This is a genomic window from Bremerella cremea, from assembly GCF_039541315.1.
GTDB classification, from domain to species: Bacteria; Planctomycetota; Planctomycetia; order Pirellulales; family Pirellulaceae; genus Bremerella; species Bremerella cremea.
In genome coordinates this window covers 703,589-725,628 of record NZ_BAABFZ010000003.1, presented here as the reverse complement: position 1 = coordinate 725,628, position 22,040 = coordinate 703,589, and the positions used below count along the sequence as shown (strand labels likewise).

The window sequence follows — 22,040 nt, the reverse complement described above, 5'->3', positions numbered from 1 at the left end:
ATGGCAATGAACCTGGCACTGATTGGTTATCGTGGAACGGGCAAGTCGCATGTGGCTCGCCTGTTGGCAACGTCGTTGGGCTGGCCAATGGTCGATGCCGATATCCATGTCGAGCAAGCCGCCGGCCGAACGATCGCTCAGATCTTTGCCGATCAGGGCGAAGTTGCTTTTCGTGACCTGGAATCGAGTTCGCTGCAAACATTGACCGAACATAGCGAGCATGTCCTTTCGCTGGGTGGCGGCGTCATCCTTCGCGAATCGAATCGGGCACGCATCGCCGATCGTTGTTTCACCGTCTGGCTGACCGCTTCGCCGGAAGAGATTGCCCGAAGGCTCTCACTCGATCAAGTGACCCAAACGCAGCGCCCCAGTCTGACCGGCAAGTCACCGCTGGAAGAGATTGCAGAAGTCCTCGCGGCGCGACTTCCCCTTTATCAACAATGTGCTGATCTGGTGATCGAAACCGAGGGCAAGACGCCCGAAGACGTGGCTCAGTCGATTCTCGACCAACTCCCGTCGTCTTTAACGCAGAAAGAGCCGTAACGTGAATTGGTGGGAGAACCTCGTTGATTTGTGGGTGAGCCTCTCGATGTCGGTTCGCTTGATCCTGCTGTTTCTGCTCGGAACGGTGGTCGGGGGACAGTTGAACCGGGCCGTCTATCGCTGGACCTGGGTCCCCAAGAATTACGATCCATGGTCGAAGCCACTTCCTGGGGCACCATCTCGCAGTATCTTCGATAAGGTCCCGGTCTTTGGCTGGCTTGGTTTGGCTCGCGAAAGCAAGTTGCATGGCACCGCCCACTGGGTGCAGCCGTTTTTCGTCGAACTGGGCTGCGGCTTCTTCTTCGCCTGGTATTACCACTGGCTTGTTGATGGCGAGCTCGCCTCGATCACAATCAACACCGCCATGAGCCAAGGAGCGATCCACTCGCTCTTCGTGCAGCACATCGTGCTGATCTCGTTGATGGTGATTGCCACGTTTGTCGACTTCGACTCGCGTACGATCCCTGATTTGGTAACCATCCCTGGATTTGTGATCGGCCTGGTGCTTTGCTGGCTGCTTCCCTTCGTGGGATTGCCGATCCCCGGCGGGCCTCCATACTTTGGTCTCGCACCGGCAGGGCGTTCGATCGAAGCGGTGCCGCTGAATGCCGCCACGCTGGATGCCTGGCCCGCATGGTTCAACGGACCGTGGGGACTGGCGATCGGTTTGTTCCTGGTTGTCGGATGGTGGATTGCCCTTTCTCCGAAGATCGTTTGGACCAAATGGGGCATGGCCAAGTTCTTTCGTTACTTGATCGCGAGCTTTGTTCGCTACGCCTTCCGTTGGTTCTACCTGACGCTGCTCGCGTTTCTGGTGTTGTTCGTGGCGGCGGCCTGGCTTTGGGGCGGTCCGGCGACGTGGCAGATGGTGTTCACCTCGCTGCTGGGGATGGCATTCGCAGGGATGCTGATCTGGATGGTTCGTTTCTTCGCCAGCTTTGCTATGGGCCAAGAAGCGATGGGCTTCGGCGACGTTACGCTGATGTGCATGATCGGTGCCTACATCGGCTGGCAACCGGTGATGGTGATCTTCTTCCTGGCGCCGTTCATTGCGTGCGTGTTTGCCATCATCAACTATCTGCTGACGGGTGACGCTTACTTGGCGTATGGTCCGTACCTGTGCATCGGGACGCTGGTCACGATGGTTTTCTGGGCGAAGATCTGGCAGCAGTATGGTCCGCTCCTGGGACTGGGAATCTGGCTACCGGCGTTGTTCCTGGCTTTGCCCATCGTGCTTGGCGTCATGCTCACGGTATGGGTCTGGATCAAATTCACGTTCATCTACCCGAAAGAAGCGAAGTAACGGGCAGCTTGGATCGAAGGCATTCAGCCGAAAAATCGTTGCGACCTGACCCCAATTGGTGAGCTATCCTTTTTCCAAGGAACTCACCGATGCTTTGGTTTGAAACGATCGACAATCTGAACGACGCCGGCGCGCTGGTTCGCCAGCGACGCTATGGCGTGATCTGCGTTGAGGGTGGAGATTTCCGCGGGCTGTCGTTTCGACCCTGGCCGAAGCTGATCTCGCGGCTCGAGATCGTCACGCTGGGACGCCGCAAGCATGCTCAAGGGGGCGATCACTGCCGACTCTATTACAACTTGCCGCTCAGTTCGCCCGGCTTTCTGACCTTGGCCTACATCGAATCGACGCGGCAGACCAGTTGGAAGACGCTCCGTCGTAGTGCGGAAGTCTTGGATTGGGTCGCCGCCCATCGCCGCGTTCATGCGACGGTCTGCGAGCTATCGAACGAACGAATCAGCACACGATTGATGCAGCGGATTGGATGGGAAACCCACTGCGAGCATCTGGCCGGCCGGCACTTCATCAAACGCTATTACGGCGAATACCCTCAGCATGCATGGCTGCCAGCAGTCGGAAGCCTACCGGGGCACTTTCGCCACGAATCTCTTGGCTGCGACGAGACTTTCGACACTTCGCTTTCTTAAATCGGCCTTGTCGACGATTGGGTGGGTTGTTAATATCCCGCCGCAAATCAGATTTTTCCCTCAAGTTTCCTCGGCCCTTTGTCGACACGGCCTGCCATGTTTCGCCTTTGCTGTCTGACACTCGTTTCGCTAGCAGTTGCTGGCCTCGGTTGCAATCAGAATGCAGCCTGGCGTCAGCAGCAGGTGCTTGCGCAGCAGCAAACCCAGGCTCAAATCGCTGAATTTGAACGCCGGGCGTCGGGACTGGATGCCTCGAACCAGGATCTCCATTCGCAGTTGGCCCAAGCCCAGCAGCAATCGAAGATCCTGCAAGACGAACTCACGTTGGTTCGTCGGCAGCTCGGAGACACCGCTAATCAGCTCGCCCAGTCGCAGCAGATGGCGAAAGAGAAAGATGAAAAGGTGCAAACGCTCCTCGCTTCGACGCAGTATCGAGGGGGAGCCGTCATTCGCCCGAACAACAGCCTGACCGCGGATCTCAGCAAAATTCAAATCCCTGGGGTAACGGCCCGGCAAGATGGCGATGTCATTCGCATCGAGATTCCAGCCGACATGCTCTTCCATCCTGGAACAAACTCGCTGAGCCCCAACGCCGACAACGTGTTGTCTCAGGTCAGCAGTATTCTGCAGCGTGACTTCCCCACCAATAAGATTGGGGTCGAAGGGCACACCGACAATCAGCCGGTAAACCCGCCCTATACGTCGAATCATCAGCTTTCCGCCAGCATGGCCCAGTCGATCTTCGACCAGTTGACCGGCCGTTATCGGCTTGATCCGTCACGGATTGTGGTCGTCGGGCATGGCTCGAATCACCCGGTTGTCTCCAACGCGACCCCCGCCGGGCAGCAGCGAAATCGCCGTGTCGACCTGGTTATCTACGCCGAATCGTCGAACTAGCGGCGATCTCTGCCCGGGCACGTCTGCCAGAATGGGGGCGGACGAATTACAATGGGTGGCCTAGGCGAACTTATGTTCGTGGTTTGTGTCCGCCAGGGGGATCCTTGCATCTCCGGCTGCTGGCCTGTTCGTACTGTCCCGTGAAGAGAATTCGTTCGCTGATGATTACGATCGTCGACTACCAGATGGGAAACCTCCGCAGTGTCCAAAAAGCTTTCGAGCGAACCGGGCACGAGGCCCATATCACCAGCGATCCGAAGGAAATCGCCTCGGCCAGCAAGCTTGTCTTGCCAGGCGTCGGGGCGTGTGGCGACGCCGTCGACGAGCTACGTCGCCGTGACCTGGTAGGACCCATCAAAGATCAGATCGAAGCAGGCACGCCGTTTCTGGGGATTTGCCTCGGTCTGCAGATGCTGTTCGACGTCAGCTACGAAGGTGGCGAGCACGAAGGCCTGGGGATCTTGCCGGGCGAAGTGGTCAAGTTCGACCTGCCACACGGCTACAAAGTCCCCCACATGGGCTGGAATCAGGCCTGCTTCCTCCACAAGCCGCCGATTTTCGAGGGGATCGACGAAGGGACGAATTTCTATTTCGTCCACTCTTATTATGTCGTTCCTAAAGACTCGGACGTCGTTGCGATCGAGGCGGATTACGGCGGTCGTTTTTGTGCGGCTGTCTGGAAAGACAATCTCTACGCGACGCAGTTCCACCCTGAAAAGAGCCAGCATGCTGGTTTGAAGGTGCTGCAGAACTTCGCCGAATTGGCGTAACGCCGACGGCGGTCTAACTTCCCGGCGGCAGGAATTTTCTTGCCGTGTTTCTCCCTATTTGAGATATTGCCAGAACGCCACCGGTTTCGATCGTGTGGTGCAGAAAGGAACCCACCATGCAGATTTGGCCCGCGATCGATCTCCTCGGCGGCAAGTGTGTCCGACTCCAGCAAGGGGATTACAACCGCGAAACGGTCTATGGCGACGACCCAGCCGAGATGGCCAAGCGTTGGGTTGGCGAAGGTGCCGACTGTCTGCATCTGGTCGATCTGGATGGTGCCAAAGATGGCAGCCTGAAAAATCGTGCCGCGATCTCCGCCATTGTCTCGGCGGTCGATATTCCTTGCGAAGTGGGTGGAGGCATCCGCGACGAAGAGACTATCAAACAGCTGCTCGATCTGGGCCTGGCTCGTTTGGTGATCGGTACCAAGGCCCTGCGAGAACCAGACTGGTTCGCCGCGATGTGCGAGAAGTTCCCCGAGAAGCTCGTGCTGGGGATCGATGCCAAAGAAGGCATGGTCGCTACCGATGGTTGGTTGGAAGTGAGCAGCACGTCGGCTATCGATCTGGCGAAGACCTACGAGCACCTGCCCATCGCTGCCCTCATTTACACAGACATCGCGACCGACGGCATGCTGGCCGGTCCGAATGTCGAAGCGATGCAAGCCATGAAGCAGGCCGTGCGTCTGCCGGTCGTCGCTTCGGGCGGCGTGACCACCGTGGAGGATGTCACGAACCTGGCTCAAGCAGGCCTCGATGGTGCGATCGTTGGTCGTTCACTTTACGAAGGACGTTTAACCGTCAGTCAGGCAGTGGAAGCTGCCGGCGGCGTGAGGTAACTGCCGGCCATGAAACCCGAGCGTTCGGAACCTTCTGAATCCCAACCCCAACGCTTGGCACGTCGAAGTTCACTTCGATTCAGTCTGGGAACCATGATGCTGATCGTCACTCTGTTGGCGATCGGCTTGGGAATCTGGGGATACCATCGACCTGCCGAGGCAGTCGTTCTTTATGAGATCTACGATCTGCCGACTGCCGATGTCAAAGCGATCGACACGACGTGGAACCTTATGGCGAACTCGACCTCTTGCTGGGCCGTGATCACCGAGCAACAACGCGCCTCGCTTCTCAATGGTTCTAGCAGACCTTTGCTCGAGAACGAGGTGCTTGTCGGAGATTGGCCGGCGGTCGCCCATGCCAGTTCCTTCATCGGTCCTGAGCTGTTTCCCTCCGATACCTCGCCTCGCTATTTATTAGACACCGGACAAATTGCAGGCTTCTTCGGTGTGAGAAAATCAGGTGGACAACTGCAGTTTCGGATGCAGTTAAACCTGCGCCATCAGAAGGATGATCGCGAAGCCTGGGCGACCGAACAGGTCTCGCGTTCCGATCAGATTGAGGAGCGATTCTTATACGAAGGCAACGCACCAGAAGCTTACCTTTTGGTCGCGTCGCAGTTCAATGAAAAGGAACATCATGTATTGATTGTTCGGGTGCAAGCGGTCGAGAAATTTCCACCATTTGGAATAACTCAGACCGGTAATTCTCCCGCATTAGGTCGATAATACTATAATAGAATATGACACATGTAACTTGATTCATCTCGGAGCAATTACCCCGACCTGAACACCACAGACTGACACTGAAAACCAGTTTTCAGCTGCCATAAACAGCCACCCCACGGAGAAGAGGTTTCCCGTGGATTCCCCATGGGGACGCATCCTTTTCTCGTGTTATTTCCACACACGGAAGGAGTTTATTATGGCTACTTGTGTTTCAGAGACCGTCCGCGATATTGTTCTATGCGGTCACGGTTCGACCGGGAAGACGAGCCTGATTGACCGCCTCCTCGAGACCACGCACGCGGTGGATGGATTCCACAGTGTGGACGACGGAACAAGTGTTTGTGATTTCGAGCCCGAGGAAAAGGCTCATCACCTTTCTATTGAGGCGACGCTCGCCCATTTTCAACATGAGGGGCTGCGATTCAATGTAATCGACGCCCCTGGCTATCCCGACTTCATTGGCCAAACGATCTCGGCCATGCGGGGTGCTGATACGGCCATGATTGTGATTGATGCCCATGCCGGTATCGCCGTGAACACGCGACGTGTATTTACGGAAGCGGAGAAAGCTGGGATTGGTCGCATGATCGTGCTCAACAAGATCGATGCCGATCATCTCGACTTCGCCGCGTTGATGCAATCGATCCGTGATACGTTTGGCCAGGCCTGTGTGCCGATCAATTTTCCGGAACTGGTGCACGGAAGTATCGAAGGTGTGCTGAGCATCTTTGATGAACGTGCCGACACCCGGAACGCCCCGATCGACCCAGCCATTTACAAAGAGTCGCTCGTTGAAGCTTCGATCGAAGCGGACGAAGCGTGGATGGAACGCTACTTCGAAGGCGAAGTGCCATCCACCGAAGATTTGAAACAGCTCATCCCCCAAGCGGTCGCAAAAGGAACGTTAATTCCGATCGTCTGCTGCAGCATCAAGAAGGGGGTGGGCATTGCCGAACTGCTCGATGCGATGGCCCTCTGTTCGTTGCCGCCATCGATGGTGCATCGCACCGCGCGGAGGATGGACGGCAGCGAGATCGAACTATCGGGCGATCCTGACGGCCCTCTCGCCGCCCAGGTCATCCAGACCCGGATCGATCCGTTCGTGCAGAAGCTTAGTTACATCCGCGTGTTCAATGGAACGCTGCGAAAAGATATGACCTTGCCCGGTAGCAACGGCCGCAAGGGTTTGCGAATTGGTCAACTGCTGGACGTGCAAGCGAATCACCTGGTTCCGGTCGATCATGCCGGCCCTGGCGATATCGTGGCGGTGGCCAAGATGGATCAACTGCATACCGGGACGAATGAAGGGGAGTTGGAACTTCCTGAAATCGAGTTTCCACAACCGATGGTCGGCGTGGCGATCCGTCCCAAGAGTCGGAACGATGAAGCGAAGCTCAGCGTCGCCCTTCATAAGCTGGTCGAAGAGGATCCGACGATCCGCGTCGAGCATGATGAAGAGACGCACGAACTGGTGCTGCGAGGCATGAGCGAGCTGCATCTGTCGCTGATCCAGGAACGCCTGGCTCGACGCGACCATCTCGAGATCGAAACGTATGAACCTCGGATTCCGTTCCGCGAATCGATCACCTATCCGGCGCATGGTTCGTATCGCCACAAAAAGCAGTCGGGTGGGCGAGGTCAGTTTGGCGAAGTGCACATCCGCGTGCAGCCACTACCTCAGGGAACTGATATCGCCACGTTCGCGACGAAGGCAAACTTCCCCAGCATGAAGCATGTCCACTACTTCGATTCGATGAACTTCCTGTGGATCGATTCGATCGTGGGGGCTTCGATCCCTGGCAACTTCATGCCGGCAGTCGAAAAGGGTTTGCTCGATCGTGTTCACAAAGGCGTTCTGGCTGGCTATCCGATGCAGGACGTCTGCGTGGAAGTCCATTACGGAAAGCATCATCCGGTCGACAGCTCGGAAACGGCGTTCCGAATTGCGGCATCGGCAGCGATGCGAGAGGTGTGCAAGCTGGCTGGCCCGCAATTGCTGGAACCGATGGTCGAGATGCACGTGACCGTTCCAGTGGAATGTGTGGGAGATGTTTACAGCGACATGGCGACCCGGCGTGGCCAGATTTCGGGAACCGAAGATGCAGGCCCGAACATGCAAACAGTCGTTTGTGTCGCTCCTTTAGCAGAGACCGGCTCGTACGCACGTAGCCTGTCGAGTCTGACCGGCGGCCAGGGAAGTTACAGCATGAACTTCTCGCACTACGCCCCGATGCCGACACATCTGCAAGAGAAGCATCGCTACCACATGCAAGAAGAAGAGGAGATGGCAACCTAAGGCGATCCCCGATTCTGCTTCCTCTCCCTGCAGAGGGAGAGGGAGTCGGTGGCTTATCGCACCCAGGAAATATTTCCCGTACCTTCTGTGTGCTTGCCCTTGCTTTCAAGTTTGCGAAAATACGAAAGCGAGGGCTTTTTTATTGATTGCCCCGTTAGGGTTCATTTTTAACGTCTCTGACGACGAAAACATTGGTGACCATTTGTCAGGCCGGGCATCCAACCCCTGAATGAACCCTGTGGAAAAGTCCATGCAACCGGCAAACTTGAACCGAACCATGCAACGGCTGGCTACCTGCTACTGTCGAACCTGCCTCTGTTGTTGCTCTTAGAAGCAACTCAGGCCTGCTGCTAGCTCTGGCCTGCGATCGACCCTGGTACCACGGCCCACCTCTCTCAACGGTTCAAAATCAAAGGACACACGCGATGGCTTCCGATGCACGCTTGAAAGAAGATCTTCCTACGCTGACCGACCGCATCGTCAGCACCTACCAGCAGATCGGTAAGATCAACCATCTGGGGCACTGCCCACTGCCCAATTACGAAGTGGTGATTTCGATCCTGGAAGACGTCAAGGAAATCCTCTATCCCGGTTACCAGCGCCGTGAGGGCCTGCACATGGGCAACATCACCTATCACGTGGGTGACATCATCGATGGTCTGCACGACAAGCTGACCGTCCAGATCGCTCGGGCCTTACGCCACGACGAACGCGTCAACGGCAAGCCAGACACCTGCGATCCGCAGCAAGAAACCGACTTCGAGGCCAAAGGTCAGGCCATGGCGATCGAGTTTCTCAATCGCATCCCAAACCTCCGCGAGATTCTCGCCACCGACGTTCAGGCCGCTTACGATGGTGACCCTGCGTGCACGAACCTCGATGAAGTCATCTTCTGCTATCCCGGCCTGGAAGCGATCACCGTTTACCGCGTGGCGAATACGCTTTACCGGCTCGGCGTGCCGTTCATTCCGCGGATGATGACCGAATGGGCCCACAAGCAAACCGGGATCGATATTCATCCTGGGGCAACGATCGGCAGTTACTTCTTCATCGACCACGGCACCGGTGTGGTGATTGGTCAGACCTGCGAGATCGGCAAGCACGTGAAGCTGTATCAGGGCGTGACGCTGGGTGCCTTGTCGTTCGATACCGACAACGAGGGCAACCTCGTTCGCGGAATCAAGCGTCATCCCACGATTGAAGACAGCGTGGTGATCTATGCGAATGCCACGGTCCTGGGTGGGCGAACGGTCGTGGGCAATCACAGCGTGATTGGTTCCAGCGTCTGGCTGACCCGAAGCGTCGATCCGAACACGACGGTACTGCTGGAAAAGCCACGCCTCCGACTTCGCTCGGAAGCGGTGGGGCAACTGGAAGAAGAACTCAACTTCCAGATCTAAGAAGTGCGAAACGTTCGTCCCTGGGGCGTCCGTGGAGGAAGGGCCTGCCACGTCGCGATGCCGGTCAGCACGAGCAGTAACAGCACGCTGCCGGCGGTGATCCAAGCACCGACGACGAACGACGTCGGCCAATAGGTCAACCGCACGAGCTTATCCCCTTTCTGCACCGGAACCGCCATCATGACGCGGTTTGCCCGGTAAATAGGGACATCTGCGCGAGGGTCGCCGTTGGCATCGATGACCTCGCACTGCCACCCTTCGTCGTAATAGTCTTGCAGCACGACCCAGCCTGGCTGGCAGTTCACCAGTTCGACCTCGAACTGTCCGCCACGAATACGATTCGGTTTCGAGAAGACATACACGCTCGCAGGAAGCGTCGGAAAGCTCAGTCGATTGGCCGCATCTGCTTCAAGCACGGTGGGCTGCCAGATGGTCGCGCTATTCGCCCAATGGAAGCGGGAAGGGCGGATGTTTGATCGCGGATAGATCGGATCAGGCAACGTCGTATTCTTCACCATGTCCAGGATCTCATACGTTCCCTGAGTGACGGCCGATGGCGAACTCTCATCGATCGGATCGTGCCACTGCACGTTCGCTTGCCACCACGCCACCGGCCAACGCTTCTCGCGTTCGTGATAGGCTCCCTGCATCGTGACGACCAGCGGCTTGTCTGGGTAGCTCCAGACTGTTTCCATATCGCGAGGGCGAATGCTGACGACGGAAGGTATGCCCCGCATCAATTTCAACAGAGGGTAGCGTGGGAAGTTGGTCTTCTGGTCGATCTTCAATCCTTCCACCATCCGCTCGTCCGAGCCGGTTGTCGCGAATGAATCTGGGTAATGGTTCTTCGAGCGATCGAAGTAAACCGTTTTGAAGAACCGCTTGTTCTCGAACTGCACGGTCGTTTGATCGGAGGCAATCGGATTCCAAAGCTGCTGCGGCGCGGAAGGGGCGACCCAGTGGTTGGCCAACATCACTTCCACCGTCGCGATACTCACGATCATCGCGACGGCGAATGACCGAGGAGCGAACCGCAGCGCCACGATTGACGCGGCAATCGCCAGCGATCCGCAGAGTAAGCCGGTTGCCAGTTGGATTAATCCGGTGGTGCCGTCGAGCGGGCCGAACAACGTATCGTCGGGCGAGACTGGCATCATCGCTCCGAGCGTGGCGGAAGCGAGCCACACGATTACAGCAGCCAAAGCAAACGTGCCTGCCAAGCTGATGGCAACCAGGATGAAACGCCGGGAAAGCTTGACCTGGTCAAGGCCTCGGCCGGCGAGAACGGCAATGGCGAACACGACGAAGATCCACCACTTCGCCGGATAGCGGAAGCCGGCGTACTTCGGCAGGGTCATATTCAGCAGCCAATAGAGCCCACCAAACGGCGAACCGATCGGCAGCGTTTCATCGTCCCAACCTAGCCCGTAGCCGACTTCATTCAACAGCCAGCCAAGGCCATACCATCCCAGACTGGCGCTCACGCCAAATAAACCGATAGCGACCAGCCAGCGATCGACTCGCCGGTTCGGGCAATGCCACACTGCGATTCCGGCCAGCAAACAGGCCAACGTTCCCATGAACAAGGTCTGAAGCCAGATGCGACCTTCAGCAGGGATGGCTCGCGTCCAGCGTTGATTGCGAGGATACATCTGCCCGCTGAAGTTGGCGACGAATGCCTCGGGCCAGTGCCAGGGAGGGATGCTGAAGTCGTAGCTATGCCGGGCATGCGAATCGGGATGAGGCTTCCCGCGTAGCGAGTCAAAGTCGACCTCTTTTCCGGTGGCGACCAGTAGGGCCGCTTCGTAAAGGCTGCGAGGCTCTTCGCTGGTGGCTCGTAAACTTCGGCTAACCCATTGGCTCGTGGGCAAGATTTGAATCGCGGATAGCCCGATCGCCAGGCCAGCGGCCGCGACCAGTGTGGCAAGACGCAAGGTGCGTCCACCTAGCCAGATCTTCCAGTTGGGAAGTCTTCGCCACGGCAGCACGAAAAAGATCGCCGCGAGCGTCAGCATCATCATCGTGTGATACGCCAGTTGGGCGTCCCCGCCGAGGACCATCATGGACAGAGCGAAGGCAAGGCCTAGTGCAGCGGGAAGGGCAGGGCGGCGAGCAAGGATCCAACCGCAAGCCAATGCGATCGGAAGCCATGCGGCACCGACCAGGAAAATGATATTCGCATGGTAGCCCAGCACCGGTCCGCTGAAGGCATAAGTGACGGCGGCCATCACGGCAGCGGGAAGCGAGCAACGCCAGGTTCTCGCGGCCCAGAGCATACCGAAGTAAGCCAACGCGAAATGGACGAGGGCATAAAGCCGCATGCCGAACCCGAAGCCGAGCGGCGTGATCAGCAGAAGTTTGCCAGGGTAGAACACGCTGGATGTTGCATCAGCGGCCAGGGGCATCCCGATGCCATCCATCGGAGACCAAAGCGGAACCTCACCACTCTTCCATTGCCGAGCGACTTCATGGAACAAGGGGTAATAGAAGTGGGCTGCATCGCGGAACAAGAATTGTTCCTGGTAGACGAAACACTTGCCAAAGAAGAACACGGCAAGCACAAGAAACGGCAACGCAACTGCACAACACGTCAGAATACGTCGCAGAGGATGGAGATGACTGACAATGGGCAGAGCGTTATCGTTCACGCTCTCGATCGTAGTTGAACCCTATTGCGCAGGCAACTTGGTGGCCATGTTTAGTTGGTGGCCAGCAGTTGCTCGTAAAGCTCGCGCAGTTCGTCCTTCAGCAGATCGCAACGGGCCGAAATAACGACCGATGGCTGCTCGTCCAGTTGAATGGCCGTGCGAGCCTGACGTAGCGACTCGAGGACATCGTCATCGTACGGCAACAGCGACAATGGCTCGTTACCGAGGATTGGGGCAATCGGTTGCATCAAACCTACTCTTCCGAAATTCGGGGTTATGCCGAGTCATGCCGACCGGCGGTGCGATTGAGTGGATTGGCCGATACCATCGATCCGCAAACGAATGTCGCGGATCAGCCGGTGCGCGGCCGCGATGCCGTCCTGGGTCTGGCCATCCGTCGCGATCCAAGACATCGCTGCGGATGAAAGTTTGGTCGAGCTGCCGTCCGCCGGACGCGATGGCGAGGCGGCAAGCTGGTGAAATCGAAATTCGTACGGACCGCAACGGATTCGATCGCCTTCTTCCAATCGGGTGGCGATCGCATCTTCAGCATTGACCGTCAGGACCGGTTCCGGAGTCAGGCAACGGATTCGGTAACCATCGTGGGTACGCAGCACGTAGGCGAACAGTTCGGGAAACTGGTCATCTCCCAGAACCAGGTCGCAGTCTGACCCCGATCCAATGGTGAACATGGCCGAATCGATTCGGCGTTCACGTTGGTTGGCTTGTCCGCGCGAAATAAACAAGGCCGCTTCTTTGCCAGAGCGGTCATGGGATTGCTGGACATTGGCCGGGGCGTTTGGGAGATCTCGTTCCATTCCGACTTTACCTTCACCTACGATGCCATGGTGGGGAACTGCCTGCCTGTGCTCCTTCCCCACTTGTTTTGATTGATCGACCGAGAGGGGGAAGGTTTTCGCGAGGAAATGCCAGCAAGCGTTCGGAATTCGGACGCAGATTACCAGCCGTGGCGTTTCGGTAAGATAGACAACTTCGATTGCCAGCCGAACGCATCAAGAAAGATAGCACCGGCCTATGAGGCCGGTGCTATCAGTAGAATCAATCAGTGCGAAGCGATGCTTACTTGCCAGCTCGCTTGGCGGCCCGGATCTGGTTGCGGGCTTGTTCGATGTTGCGCGTTTTGATCGCTGCCAGTTCGTCGGTAGGGGCAGCCGCTTTCGAGGCTTCCGCCAATTGGACTTCGGCCTGTGCCACATCAATCTGAGCGGAAGGGATCGCCTTGCCGGTCAGGATATTGACTTCATTATTCGAGATCTGAACGAAGCCGCCGTCGACATACAGACGCTGGGTCTGGCTGCCAGAGACGATTCGCATTTCGCCGTAACCGAGTCGACCGATCACTGGGGCGTGGTTTTCACCGATACCCATCTCGCCGTCCGCGAGGGGGAGGGCGATGAAGTCAGCAGTCGTTTCGAGTGCGGTCTTTTCCGGCGTGACCACAATGCATTGGATGGAAGGCACGGATTAACCCTTCTCTTTGGCCATCTTCTTGGCTTGTTCTTCTGCCTGTTCGATCGAACCAACATACATGAAGGCCGATTCTGGCAGGTGGTCCCACTTGCCATCGCAGATTTCTTCAAAGCTGCGGATGGTGTCGGCCAACGGCGTGATTTCGCCCGGCTTGCCGATGAACTTTTCAGCCACGAGGAACGGCTGCGACAGGAAGCGTTCAATACGACGAGCACGATGCACGATCGTCTTGTCCGATTCGCTCAATTCGTCGATACCGAGAATCGCGATGATGTCCTGCAGTTCGCGGTAACGCTGCAAGGTGGTCTGAACGCGGCGAGCGATCGCGTAGTGGCGTTCACCCACGTACTGCGGATCGAGAATACGGCTGGACGATGCCAGCGGATCCACGGCCGGGTAAATACCCTTTTCCGAAATCGATCGTTCGAGGTAGATGAACGCGTCGAGCTGACCGAACGCCGTGGCAGGAGCCGGGTCAGTCGGGTCGTCCGCAGGAACGTAAACGGCCTGCACCGAAGTAATAGCACCCTTCTTGGTCGAAGCGATACGCTCCTGCAGGGCACCCATTTCGGTTGCCAGGGTTGGCTGGTAACCCACGGCCGAAGGCATACGACCCAGCAGAGCGGACACTTCCGAACCCGCTTGCGAGAAGCGGAAGATGTTGTCGACGAACAACAGGGTATCGGTTCCGGTCGCATCACGGAAATGTTCGGCCATCGTCAGGGCGCTCATGGCGACACGCAGACGAGCACCTGGTGGTTCGTTCATCTGACCGAACACCATGCAGGTTTGTTCGATAACGTAACGGCCGGTCGTACCGATTTCCGTTTCCTGCATTTCGAGCCAAAGGTCGGTTCCTTCACGGGTACGTTCACCGACACCGGCGAACACCGAGAAACCACCGTGGGCCGAAGCGATACGAGCGATGAGCTCGGTGAGAATAACGGTCTTACCCAGACCGGCACCACCGAACAGACCCGCTTTACCACCACGCACAAACGGCGTCAGAAGGTCGATCACCTTAATACCGGTCTCGAACACTTCCGTGCTGGTCGACAGTTCGTCAACTGCCGGAGCCGAGCGGTGAATGGGCATGTAGGTTTCGGCATCAACCGGACCGCGACCGTCGATCGGATCGCCGGTCACGTTGAACACGCGGCCCAGGGTCGCCTTACCAACAGGAACCGAAATCGGCACACCTTGGTCGACGCAGTCCAGGCCGCGGATCAGACCGTCGGTGCTACCCAGAGCAATACAGCGAACGCGGTTACCGCCCAGGTGCTGTTGAACTTCGCCGGTCAGTTTAATCGAGACGCCCTTATAGTCGCCTTGAACCTTCACAGCGTTATAGATCGCCGGCAATTGACCTTCGCCGAACTCGGCATCGAAGGTCGAACCGATGACCTGGGTGATCTTTCCGATTTTCTGGTCGGTCGCAGTCGCCATATTTCTTTTCTCGATGGAAATTCAGACCAAAAGGTTTGGGATCGGGGCTACGCGGATGCTCGTTAGGAACTTGCCAGAGCTTCGACGCCGCCGATGATCTCCATAATTTCGTTGGTAATACGTCCCTGACGGGCACGGTTGTATTCGCGTGACAGGAACTTGATCAAATCGTTGGCGTTCTCGGTCGCAGCCTTCATTGCCACCATTCGGGCAATTTGTTCGCACACGGCGGCGTCGAGGAAGCACTTGAACAGTTTCACCTTGAAGCTGGTCGGAACGACCTCTTCCAGGATGCTTTCGGCCGAAGGGATGAACTCGTACATCGAGCCCTTCGACTCGCTAGGAGCCGAACCTTCAGCGTCGGCCCCTTCGAGGGAACCGAGTGGAAGCAGCGTTTCCAGGCATGGCTCTTGCCGCGAGCTGGAAACAAACTTCATGTAGGCAACGTCGAGGCGATCGATTTCGTGGGACTGGAACGCGTCGAGCAATTCGACAGCGATCGGTTCCACTTCTTCGTACTTCGGCTTGTCTTCAAATTGGAGGTACGAGACGTCGGCGGTACGCTTCCGCTGGATGCGGAAGATGGCGATCCCCTTCTTACCGGAGATTCGCAGCTCGACTTCGTCGTACTCGGCTTGCAGTTCTGCCAGGCGAGGGAAGGCCGCTCGGCAGATGTTACCGTTGAAACCACCGCACAGACCGCGATTCGAGGTCAGCACCAGCAACACAGCCTTCTTCTTCGAATCCCGCTTTTCCAGCAGTGGATGCTCGAACTGCAGGTCGGCCGCGGTCAGGTCTTTCACCAACTGCGTGATCCGCGAAGTGAACGCCGTGGCAGCCGAAGCTCGATCCATGGCCTGCTTGAAGCGGGCCGTGGCGATAAGCTCCATCGTTCGCGTAATCTTCTTGATGTTGCGAACCGACTTGCGGCGTTTGTCGAGGGTTCTGGGATTGGCCATGGTATTTACTGGCTAATAGGATCGCGGCGGAGCGATGGGACTTGGGCGGACTAGGAAGTAACGAACGTCTTCTGGAATTCGGCGATTGCCTTTTCCATCAGATCGCGGACTTCGTCGGTCAGGTCCTTAGTCGCTTCCAGTTGTTCTCGAATCTGCGGGTACTTGGCCTTCGCAAATTCGAGGTATTCAGCTTCCCAACGCAGTACGTCGACCACAGGCACTTCGTCCAAGTGACCACGGGTACCAGCGTAGATGCTGAGGATTTGATCGTAAACGTCCAGCGGCTTGTACTGGCCCTGCTTCAGCAGTTCGACCATGCGGTAACCGCGATCGAGACGACGCTGGGTCGCTTCGTCGAGTTCGGTACCGAGCTGGGCAAACGCTTCCAATTCGCGGAAGGCTGCCAGGTCGAGACGCAGACCACCGGCGACCTTCTTCATCGCCTTGATCTGGGCGTTACCACCCACGCGGGAGACCGAGATACCGACGTTCATAGCCGGACGGATACCAGCGAAGAACAAGTCGGGCTGGAGATAAATCTGACCGTCGGTAATCGAAATCACGTTGGTCGGAATGTATGCGGAAACTTCGCCTTCGAGCGTTTCGATGATCGGCAGCGAAGTCAGCGAGCCAGCACCCAGGGCGTCGCTCAGCTTGGCCGAACGTTCCAACAGGCGGCTATGGCAATAGAACACGTCGCCAGGATAGGCTTCACGACCTGGCGGACGTCGCATCAGCAGCGACAGTTCGCGGTAGGCGGAAGCTTGCTTCGACAAGTCGTCGTAGACGATCAAAGCGGCCTGGCCGTTGAACATGAAGTATTCGGCCATCGCGGTACCGGCGTAAGGAGCCACGTACTGCAAAGGAGCAGGAGTACTCGCACCAGCGACGATCACCGTGGTGTAATCCATGGCACCGTTGCGGCGAAGCACTTCGACCACACCAGCGACCGACGAGTCCTTCTGACCGACAGCGACGTAGAAGCACTTCACGCCGGTGTTTTTCTGGTTCAGGATGGCGTCGAGGGCGATCGCCGTCTTGCCCGTCTTACGGTCACCAATGATCAACTGACGTTGACCACGACCAACCGGGGTCATGGCGTCGACAGCCTTGATACCGGTCTGCATTGGTTCGTGAACCGGCTTACGTTCCGACACGCCAGGAGCGAGGAATTCGACTGGGCGAGTTTCGGTGGCCTGGATCGGACCCATGCCGTCGAGCGGGTTGCCGAGCGGATCGACCACGCGACCCAGCACCGCGTCACCGACGGGAACCGAGAGCAGGGTACCGAGGGCTTTGACTTCGTCACCTTCTTTGATGGTGAGGTAGTCGCCCAGAATGATCACACCGACGCTGTTTTCTTCGAGATTGAAGGCCAGGCCGATCGTGCCGTTAGGGAACTCGACCATTTCACCGGCCATGATGCCGGAAAGGCCGTAGACCCGAGCGATACCGTCACCCACTTCCAGGACACGTCCAACTTCTCGCACGTCGACTTGCGTGTCGAACTGTTGGATTTCCTGTTTGATGACAGAAGCGATTTCGTCCGCGTTGAATTTCATGGAACTTACCGTCTACTGCTTTAACTCTGCGTTGAATTGGTGAATCGCTCGAGCGACGCTTTCGCCTCTTGAGCCGTGGTTTCGAGGGCCTTCTGTCGAAGCTGCTTCAGCCGGTTGGCGACGCTGCCATCGAAGACCGTATCTCCGATATGCAGGATCAAACCGCCGATAACGTCTGGATCGACTTCCGATTTAAGAACAACCTCGCGTCCCAGCTTCGACTGCAAGGTGGCCGTCAGGTTGGCGGCCATCTCTTCAGGAAGCTCGGTAGCGGTTGTCGCGGTGATTTCAACAATGCCGCGTCGCTCGTTGTTCAGCTTCACGGTGGCGTTGTAAATCTCGCGAAGACAATCTTGTCGCTCGTGCTGGGTGACCACCTTCAAGAAGGTGAGCAGCACAGGGGTCATCTTGCCGCCGAACGCCTTGTCCAGCACCTCGATACGCTGCTCTTCCGACATGATGCCACCACAGATCGCGTGACGAAGATCTTCACGTTGGTTGATCACGTCGTGGATCAGCGAGCCGAAATCTTCCAGCACAGCATCCGTTTGGCCTGCCTCATCAGCGGCCGCCAGCAGCGCCTTGGCATACACGGTGCCGATCCGCTGCCGGCCAAGATCGAATGTCTGTTTGTCGGAAGATGTTCCAGCCATGGTGCTGAAGGATATCCTGACGAAGGGGAAGTCGTGCGTGGTTACCGATTTCTTGAAGCGTGCTTAGTTGTTGCTAGGCAGCTTGGAAATCGAGTCCTGGATCAGGTTGGCGTGGTCTTCGGCCTTGAGTTCCTTGCGGGTGATTTGTCCCGCGAGGTCGACAGCCAGGTTGACCGATGCCTGGGCCAGTTCGTTGATGGCGGCACCCTTGGCAGCGTCGATTTCGCGAGTCGCTCGATCGAGAGTCGCAGAGGCGGACTTTTCGGCCGCTTCCACGATCTGCTTTGCCTTTTCGTCGGCCGCCTTGACCATATCGTCCCGCATCTGCTTGATCTCTTGCTGAGATTCGGAAAGCTTCCGGGTGTACTCAGCCAACTTGGCGTTGGCCTGTTCGTACATCTCTTCGGCCTTCTTCATCTTGCCTTCCATCGAGCTCTCGCGGGCTTTAAGTCCGGCGAGGATCGGTGTCCAGGCAAAGAGTCCCAGCACCACCACCAGGACAATGAAAACGATCAGCGTGAAGGCAGCCAGATCGAGGTTGGCTTCATGAGGAGCCGCGATCATAGCCGAGCCATCGTTGTGCGAAAGATCGTGCGGGTTGTGCTCCATATCTTCGGGAGCATGAGCTCCGTCGGATGGAAGCTCAGGGTCCGCTTTCGCGTGCTGACGCTCCATTTCCTCTTCGGTAATTTCCGGGGCCTCTTCGTCGGCAGCAGCCATGGGAGCCGCCTCGTTTTGCGCGGCATCTCCTTCGTTCTTATCTTCCTGTGCCCAACTTGGGGCAACCAGCAAGGCAAACAGAAGGAGAGCAGCCAAAGGGCTCCACATGTTACGGGTTAGCAGTGCGCTGCGCATCGTCAATCAATCCCAGGAAACGAACCGAATGCGGATTGGGGGTGGGAACCAGCAGTTACGTGCCGGAACGATTTAGCCGAACCAGCAAATGACCAGGGCGAAGAAGGTAAAACCTTCGATCAGAGCCGCGGCGATAATCATGGCCGTCTGGATGTTACCAGCGACTTCTGGCTGGCGAGCCATGCTTTCCAGGGCACTGCTGGCCAACTTACCGATACCGTAAGCAGCACCGATAACGACCAGGCCGATACCGAAGTAGTTGGTCATGACGAACGAGTCGGTGTCAGCAGCCATCGCAGGCATGGCACAAGCCAACAGGGCAACAACACTCAAGATGCTCAATTTGGCGAACTTGATCACGGAACAGGTCTCCTCAACCGTAGCGAAAGGCGTTTACGCGTATCTCGATGAAACAAAAGTTAACGTCGAAAGGAAGCAAACCGAAGTCTGGCTTGATCGCTCCTTGCCGCACCTTAGTGGCTGTGCGTTTCGGAGTTGATGAACAAGGCGGACAACAGTGCAAAGATGTATGCCTGCAGGAATGCCACGAACAATTCGAGGCAGCTAAGCATCACACATCCAATCAGAATCACAAGTCCTACCGGCCATGCAATGACACCCGACAGGGACTGAATTTCAATAGCCAGGCCCATGATCGCCAGCAACACCACGTGACCGGCAACCATGTTCGCCAGAAGACGAACGCCAAGCACCGCGTGTTTGATCAAAAGCCCCAACAACTCGATGACGAACATCATCGGCTTAATTACGATCGAAATGGCCGTGGGCAGTTCCATGCCAGGGACCAGATTCATCCACACACCAAGGGCACCAAATTCCTTGGCCCCTGCGCCCATGCCTATAAATAACACGGCGACAGCTAAGGTAACGGTGACACTGATCGAACCGGTTGGCGATCCCATCCAGGGAATGAGACCAAACAGGTTGCAACCGAGGATGAAGAAGAACAGCGTCCACAAGATCGGAACGAACTTGTCGGCACCGTGATGGATATTGGCTTTGGCGACGTCTTGACGGAGATAGACGATGAAAACGTCGATCAAGTTCCAGAACCAGCCCTTAGGGAGCTGACCCTTCGAGACGCGGCGTGCATAGGCGATGAAGATGATTGCCATGATAATGGCGACGAACACTTCAATCACCATGAACTTCGAGATCGCGAAGCCCGATTCCTTTTGGTAAAGGTTTCGCAACTTGGTGCCTGGAAGTTGTGGGATCAGGATCTTGCCGCTCAAGGCATTGTTGTAGCCTTGGATCTTGGTCGGCGTCCATTCAATGTCTTTGGCGGCGCGGTATTCGGCGACACTATGCAGCGTCGTCATTTCTTCGCCAGCCTTGGCCCAGGCGAGGTTGCCTTCGGGGGCAGCTTCAACCAGGTGTGCGAAATAGCGTTTGACAGGCTTGCCATGATTGCCTGGCAAGTGGGTCCAATGTTCGTAGTCGTGCAGAAAGTCATGCTCGCTCGGCATGCCGGTTTCGCCACTGGTTTCCAGTTCGTGGTAAACCTGTTTGGCTTGCCACATCTGGAAGTCAGGGTCGAGTCGGACCCAGACATCAGGGAAGTCGGCATGTGTCTTATGATCATGTCTCCACAACCACCCCGGAACCTCGAAGTAGTAACTGTCTTTAATGTGGAGCAGGATCTCGTCGGCGGCCATCGGCTAAACGGCTTTCTTATAAGTGGACGTCTGAGATACGAGCTGAACTGCCAATATAGTTTCGACCGCGAGGGTCAAAAGATAGTAGACCAATATCATGCCAAACAATCCTGCCTCAGCAAGCGGGCCACCAGCTTTGTGCATCAACATTCCGAAAACTAGCGGAATTCCCGCTCGGAAAAACATGCCCAAAAGGACCGACTGGATCTTCATTTCTGAAGAGCGAAACAGGATCGTCAACAGCAGTGCGGCTTCCATCGCCAGCAGTACAACCGATGCGGCCGTGACCGCGGCGAAGACGCCGTCGAGTTGGTATTTTGTGTAGCCGTATGCGGCGAAGAGTGGAAAGACTCCGACGACTCCGAGCAGCATCCATAAGCATGGCAGAAAGTCTTGCCATGCCAGCTTCGGCGCGGGCTGCGGAACAGAAGTGTTGGCTTCGGGGGTCTTCATCGCTTCGTCGTGCGGGGCGTTGGGGTTTGCGGAAGAATCAATCGAGGTCGTCTCGTTGGTGCTCTGGATGAGCTTCTTCCACACGTCCGCTGTTTTGCAGCGAGGTTGCCATGAGCACCAGGTGTGTCATGCCAAACACAAGTCCAAACAGGAAACCCAAGAGGGCGAACAGAGAGAACTGGAAGCCGAGGTATTGGTCGAGCCAATAACCTAATATGCCTGGCAGGATCATTTCACCGCAGATCGTGAAGATCCGGCTCACCCAGAGGTAAGCTCTCGCAATCGGATTCATTTCCGGTTGGAGCGGCGGTGCCAAGGCATTTGCCTTTGCGAAAAAGGTGACTTCCGGCCTTGCTCTATATTACTGGTCTTGGAAAAGACCTGCCGGGAACTCATGGCGGTCAATCTATGTCATCCCCAAAGCATGGTCAATCAGGTGAAACCGCCGCAGCGAGGGAATTCGTGGAATTTTTCACAAAGTCCCCACTCAGAGCCCTTTGATATCGAAAATTACCGATCCAATGGCCAGGGCGAGCTTTCCCCGAAAGAGCTGGGAAGGAAAACCTAAGGGATTGTGCTAGCGGCATGGGCCGAAAACTGGGGTGAAATTCCTCCCAAACGGCATAACTTCTGGAAAACAGCAAAACTGGTTTCACTTTCTAGCCGTAACACTGGGGGGCAGTGCGTTGCATTTCCACCTCTGATTAGCTACAATCAGGACCAGTCAGCGTCCTAAGAATGCCACCCTGCAGGGCTGCTTCGGGTCTCCTCGAAGGTAGTGCAAGGGTTCCTGCCATTAAAGTCGTTATCAACGACTTAGTGGTTGAGATTTGGCGACTGACGGACCTTCCGCTTGCCGCCTAACGGCAGGCAGAA

Annotated in this window: 22 protein-coding genes; 9 read left to right on the top strand and 13 right to left on the bottom strand. The window is 56.7% G+C overall.

Annotation, left to right across the window (positions count from 1 at the left end; all coding sequences use genetic code 11):
• The 9 genes from ABD890_RS05160 (at position 1) to ABD890_RS05120 (ending at position 9,418) form a co-directional block, all read left to right on the top strand.
• A complete protein-coding gene (locus tag ABD890_RS05160) occupies positions 1–543 on the top strand; it encodes a shikimate kinase (protein ID WP_345086546.1) in 543 nt (180 codons plus the stop codon).
• Position 544: 1 nt separating this feature from the next.
• Complete coding sequence (locus tag ABD890_RS05155) at positions 545–1,846, top strand: prepilin peptidase (protein WP_345086544.1); 1,302 nt, start codon at positions 545–547, stop codon at positions 1,844–1,846.
• A gap of 89 nt (positions 1,847–1,935) precedes the next feature.
• Complete coding sequence (locus ABD890_RS05150; protein ID WP_345086543.1) at positions 1,936–2,490, top strand: hypothetical protein; 555 nt, start codon at positions 1,936–1,938, stop codon at positions 2,488–2,490.
• Between the two features lie 96 nt (positions 2,491–2,586).
• A complete protein-coding gene (locus ABD890_RS05145) occupies positions 2,587–3,387 on the top strand; it encodes an OmpA/MotB family protein (RefSeq protein ID WP_345086541.1) in 801 nt (266 codons plus the stop codon).
• 161 nt (positions 3,388–3,548) lie between these two features.
• Entirely contained in the window at positions 3,549–4,157 is a 609-nt protein-coding gene (gene hisH, locus ABD890_RS05140; RefSeq protein ID WP_345086540.1) for an imidazole glycerol phosphate synthase subunit HisH, read from the top strand.
• A gap of 116 nt (positions 4,158–4,273) precedes the next feature.
• Positions 4,274–4,996 carry a 1-(5-phosphoribosyl)-5-[(5-phosphoribosylamino)methylideneamino]imidazole-4-carboxamide isomerase gene (hisA, locus tag ABD890_RS05135; RefSeq protein ID WP_345086538.1) on the top strand — a complete coding sequence of 241 codons (723 nt, stop codon included), beginning with the start codon at positions 4,274–4,276 and terminating at the stop codon, positions 4,994–4,996.
• A 231-nt stretch (positions 4,997–5,227) separates the two neighbouring features.
• Positions 5,228–5,722, top strand: coding sequence for a hypothetical protein (locus ABD890_RS05130; protein WP_345086536.1), 495 nt, complete (start codon positions 5,228–5,230; stop codon positions 5,720–5,722).
• Between the two features lie 196 nt (positions 5,723–5,918).
• Positions 5,919–8,018 carry an elongation factor G gene (locus ABD890_RS05125; protein ID WP_345086534.1) on the top strand — a complete coding sequence of 700 codons (2,100 nt, stop codon included), beginning with the start codon at positions 5,919–5,921 and terminating at the stop codon, positions 8,016–8,018.
• 425 nt (positions 8,019–8,443) lie between these two features.
• Positions 8,444–9,418 carry a serine O-acetyltransferase gene (locus ABD890_RS05120; protein ID WP_345086531.1) on the top strand — a complete coding sequence of 325 codons (975 nt, stop codon included), beginning with the start codon at positions 8,444–8,446 and terminating at the stop codon, positions 9,416–9,418.
• On the opposite strand, the gene ABD890_RS05115 is transcribed toward ABD890_RS05120, so the two are convergent.
• The 13 genes from ABD890_RS05115 to ABD890_RS05055 form a co-directional block, all read right to left on the bottom strand.
• Positions 9,415–12,066 carry a hypothetical protein gene (locus ABD890_RS05115; RefSeq protein WP_345086529.1) on the bottom strand — a complete coding sequence of 884 codons (2,652 nt, stop codon included), beginning with the start codon at positions 12,064–12,066 and terminating at the stop codon, positions 9,415–9,417. The genes ABD890_RS05120 and ABD890_RS05115 overlap by 4 nt on opposite strands.
• Positions 12,067–12,116: 50 nt before the next feature.
• Positions 12,117–12,314: a hypothetical protein gene (locus tag ABD890_RS05110; protein WP_345086527.1), complete on the bottom strand. Its 198-nt coding sequence runs from the start codon at positions 12,312–12,314 to the stop codon at positions 12,117–12,119.
• A 36-nt stretch (positions 12,315–12,350) separates the two neighbouring features.
• The gene (locus ABD890_RS05105; protein ID WP_345086525.1) at positions 12,351–12,884 is read right to left on the bottom strand and encodes an FHA domain-containing protein; all 534 of its coding nucleotides are present in this window, start codon (positions 12,882–12,884) and stop codon (positions 12,351–12,353) included.
• A gap of 262 nt (positions 12,885–13,146) precedes the next feature.
• Entirely contained in the window at positions 13,147–13,548 is a 402-nt protein-coding gene (atpC, locus tag ABD890_RS05100; protein WP_345086523.1) for an ATP synthase F1 subunit epsilon, read from the bottom strand.
• 3 nt (positions 13,549–13,551) lie between these two features.
• A complete protein-coding gene (gene atpD / locus ABD890_RS05095) occupies positions 13,552–15,003 on the bottom strand; it encodes a F0F1 ATP synthase subunit beta (protein WP_345086521.1) in 1,452 nt (483 codons plus the stop codon).
• A 62-nt stretch (positions 15,004–15,065) separates the two neighbouring features.
• Entirely contained in the window at positions 15,066–15,962 is an 897-nt protein-coding gene (gene atpG / locus ABD890_RS05090; RefSeq protein ID WP_345086520.1) for an ATP synthase F1 subunit gamma, read from the bottom strand.
• A 50-nt stretch (positions 15,963–16,012) separates the two neighbouring features.
• Positions 16,013–17,524: a F0F1 ATP synthase subunit alpha gene (atpA, locus tag ABD890_RS05085; RefSeq protein ID WP_345086518.1), complete on the bottom strand. Its 1,512-nt coding sequence runs from the start codon at positions 17,522–17,524 to the stop codon at positions 16,013–16,015.
• Positions 17,525–17,544: 20 nt separating this feature from the next.
• Positions 17,545–18,177: an ATP synthase F1 subunit delta gene (atpH, locus tag ABD890_RS05080; protein WP_345086516.1), complete on the bottom strand. Its 633-nt coding sequence runs from the start codon at positions 18,175–18,177 to the stop codon at positions 17,545–17,547.
• Between the two features lie 63 nt (positions 18,178–18,240).
• Positions 18,241–19,032: a F0F1 ATP synthase subunit B family protein gene (locus ABD890_RS05075; RefSeq protein ID WP_345086514.1), complete on the bottom strand. Its 792-nt coding sequence runs from the start codon at positions 19,030–19,032 to the stop codon at positions 18,241–18,243.
• Between the two features lie 72 nt (positions 19,033–19,104).
• Entirely contained in the window at positions 19,105–19,335 is a 231-nt protein-coding gene (gene atpE / locus ABD890_RS05070) for an ATP synthase F0 subunit C (RefSeq protein WP_345090834.1), read from the bottom strand.
• 170 nt (positions 19,336–19,505) lie between these two features.
• Positions 19,506–20,711: a F0F1 ATP synthase subunit A gene (gene atpB / locus ABD890_RS05065; RefSeq protein ID WP_345086512.1), complete on the bottom strand. Its 1,206-nt coding sequence runs from the start codon at positions 20,709–20,711 to the stop codon at positions 19,506–19,508.
• A gap of 3 nt (positions 20,712–20,714) precedes the next feature.
• Entirely contained in the window at positions 20,715–21,248 is a 534-nt protein-coding gene (locus ABD890_RS05060; RefSeq protein WP_345086510.1) for a hypothetical protein, read from the bottom strand.
• Entirely contained in the window at positions 21,202–21,480 is a 279-nt protein-coding gene (locus ABD890_RS05055; protein WP_345086508.1) for a hypothetical protein, read from the bottom strand. The genes ABD890_RS05060 and ABD890_RS05055 overlap by 47 nt, the downstream gene beginning before the upstream one ends.
• Between the last annotated feature and the right edge of the window lie 560 nt (positions 21,481–22,040).

Bases quoted from the DNA above. Each gene is read 5' to 3' on its own strand.
- ABD890_RS05160 (WP_345086546.1), top strand. From the start codon at position 1: ATGGCAATGAACCTGGCACTGATTGGTTATCGTGGAACGGGCAAGTCG.
- atpH (WP_345086516.1), bottom strand. From the start codon at position 18,177: ATGGCTGGAACATCTTCCGACAAACAGACATTCGATCTTGGCCGGCAG.
- atpG (WP_345086520.1), bottom strand. From the start codon at position 15,962: ATGGCCAATCCCAGAACCCTCGACAAACGCCGCAAGTCGGTTCGCAAC.
- atpA (WP_345086518.1), bottom strand. From the start codon at position 17,524: ATGAAATTCAACGCGGACGAAATCGCTTCTGTCATCAAACAGGAAATC.
- atpD (WP_345086521.1), bottom strand. From the start codon at position 15,003: ATGGCGACTGCGACCGACCAGAAAATCGGAAAGATCACCCAGGTCATC.
- atpE (WP_345090834.1), bottom strand. From the start codon at position 19,335: ATGCCTGCGATGGCTGCTGACACCGACTCGTTCGTCATGACCAACTAC.
- hisA (WP_345086538.1), top strand. From the start codon at position 4,274: ATGCAGATTTGGCCCGCGATCGATCTCCTCGGCGGCAAGTGTGTCCGA.
- ABD890_RS05130 (WP_345086536.1), top strand. From the start codon at position 5,228: ATGGCGAACTCGACCTCTTGCTGGGCCGTGATCACCGAGCAACAACGC.
- ABD890_RS05120 (WP_345086531.1), top strand. From the start codon at position 8,444: ATGGCTTCCGATGCACGCTTGAAAGAAGATCTTCCTACGCTGACCGAC.
- ABD890_RS05075 (WP_345086514.1), bottom strand. From the start codon at position 19,032: ATGCGCAGCGCACTGCTAACCCGTAACATGTGGAGCCCTTTGGCTGCT.
- ABD890_RS05125 (WP_345086534.1), top strand. From the start codon at position 5,919: ATGGCTACTTGTGTTTCAGAGACCGTCCGCGATATTGTTCTATGCGGT.
- ABD890_RS05105 (WP_345086525.1), bottom strand. From the start codon at position 12,884: ATGGAACGAGATCTCCCAAACGCCCCGGCCAATGTCCAGCAATCCCAT.
- ABD890_RS05150 (WP_345086543.1), top strand. From the start codon at position 1,936: ATGCTTTGGTTTGAAACGATCGACAATCTGAACGACGCCGGCGCGCTG.
- hisH (WP_345086540.1), top strand. From the start codon at position 3,549: ATGATTACGATCGTCGACTACCAGATGGGAAACCTCCGCAGTGTCCAA.
- ABD890_RS05110 (WP_345086527.1), bottom strand. From the start codon at position 12,314: ATGCAACCGATTGCCCCAATCCTCGGTAACGAGCCATTGTCGCTGTTG.
- ABD890_RS05145 (WP_345086541.1), top strand. From the start codon at position 2,587: ATGTTTCGCCTTTGCTGTCTGACACTCGTTTCGCTAGCAGTTGCTGGC.
- atpB (WP_345086512.1), bottom strand. From the start codon at position 20,711: ATGGCCGCCGACGAGATCCTGCTCCACATTAAAGACAGTTACTACTTC.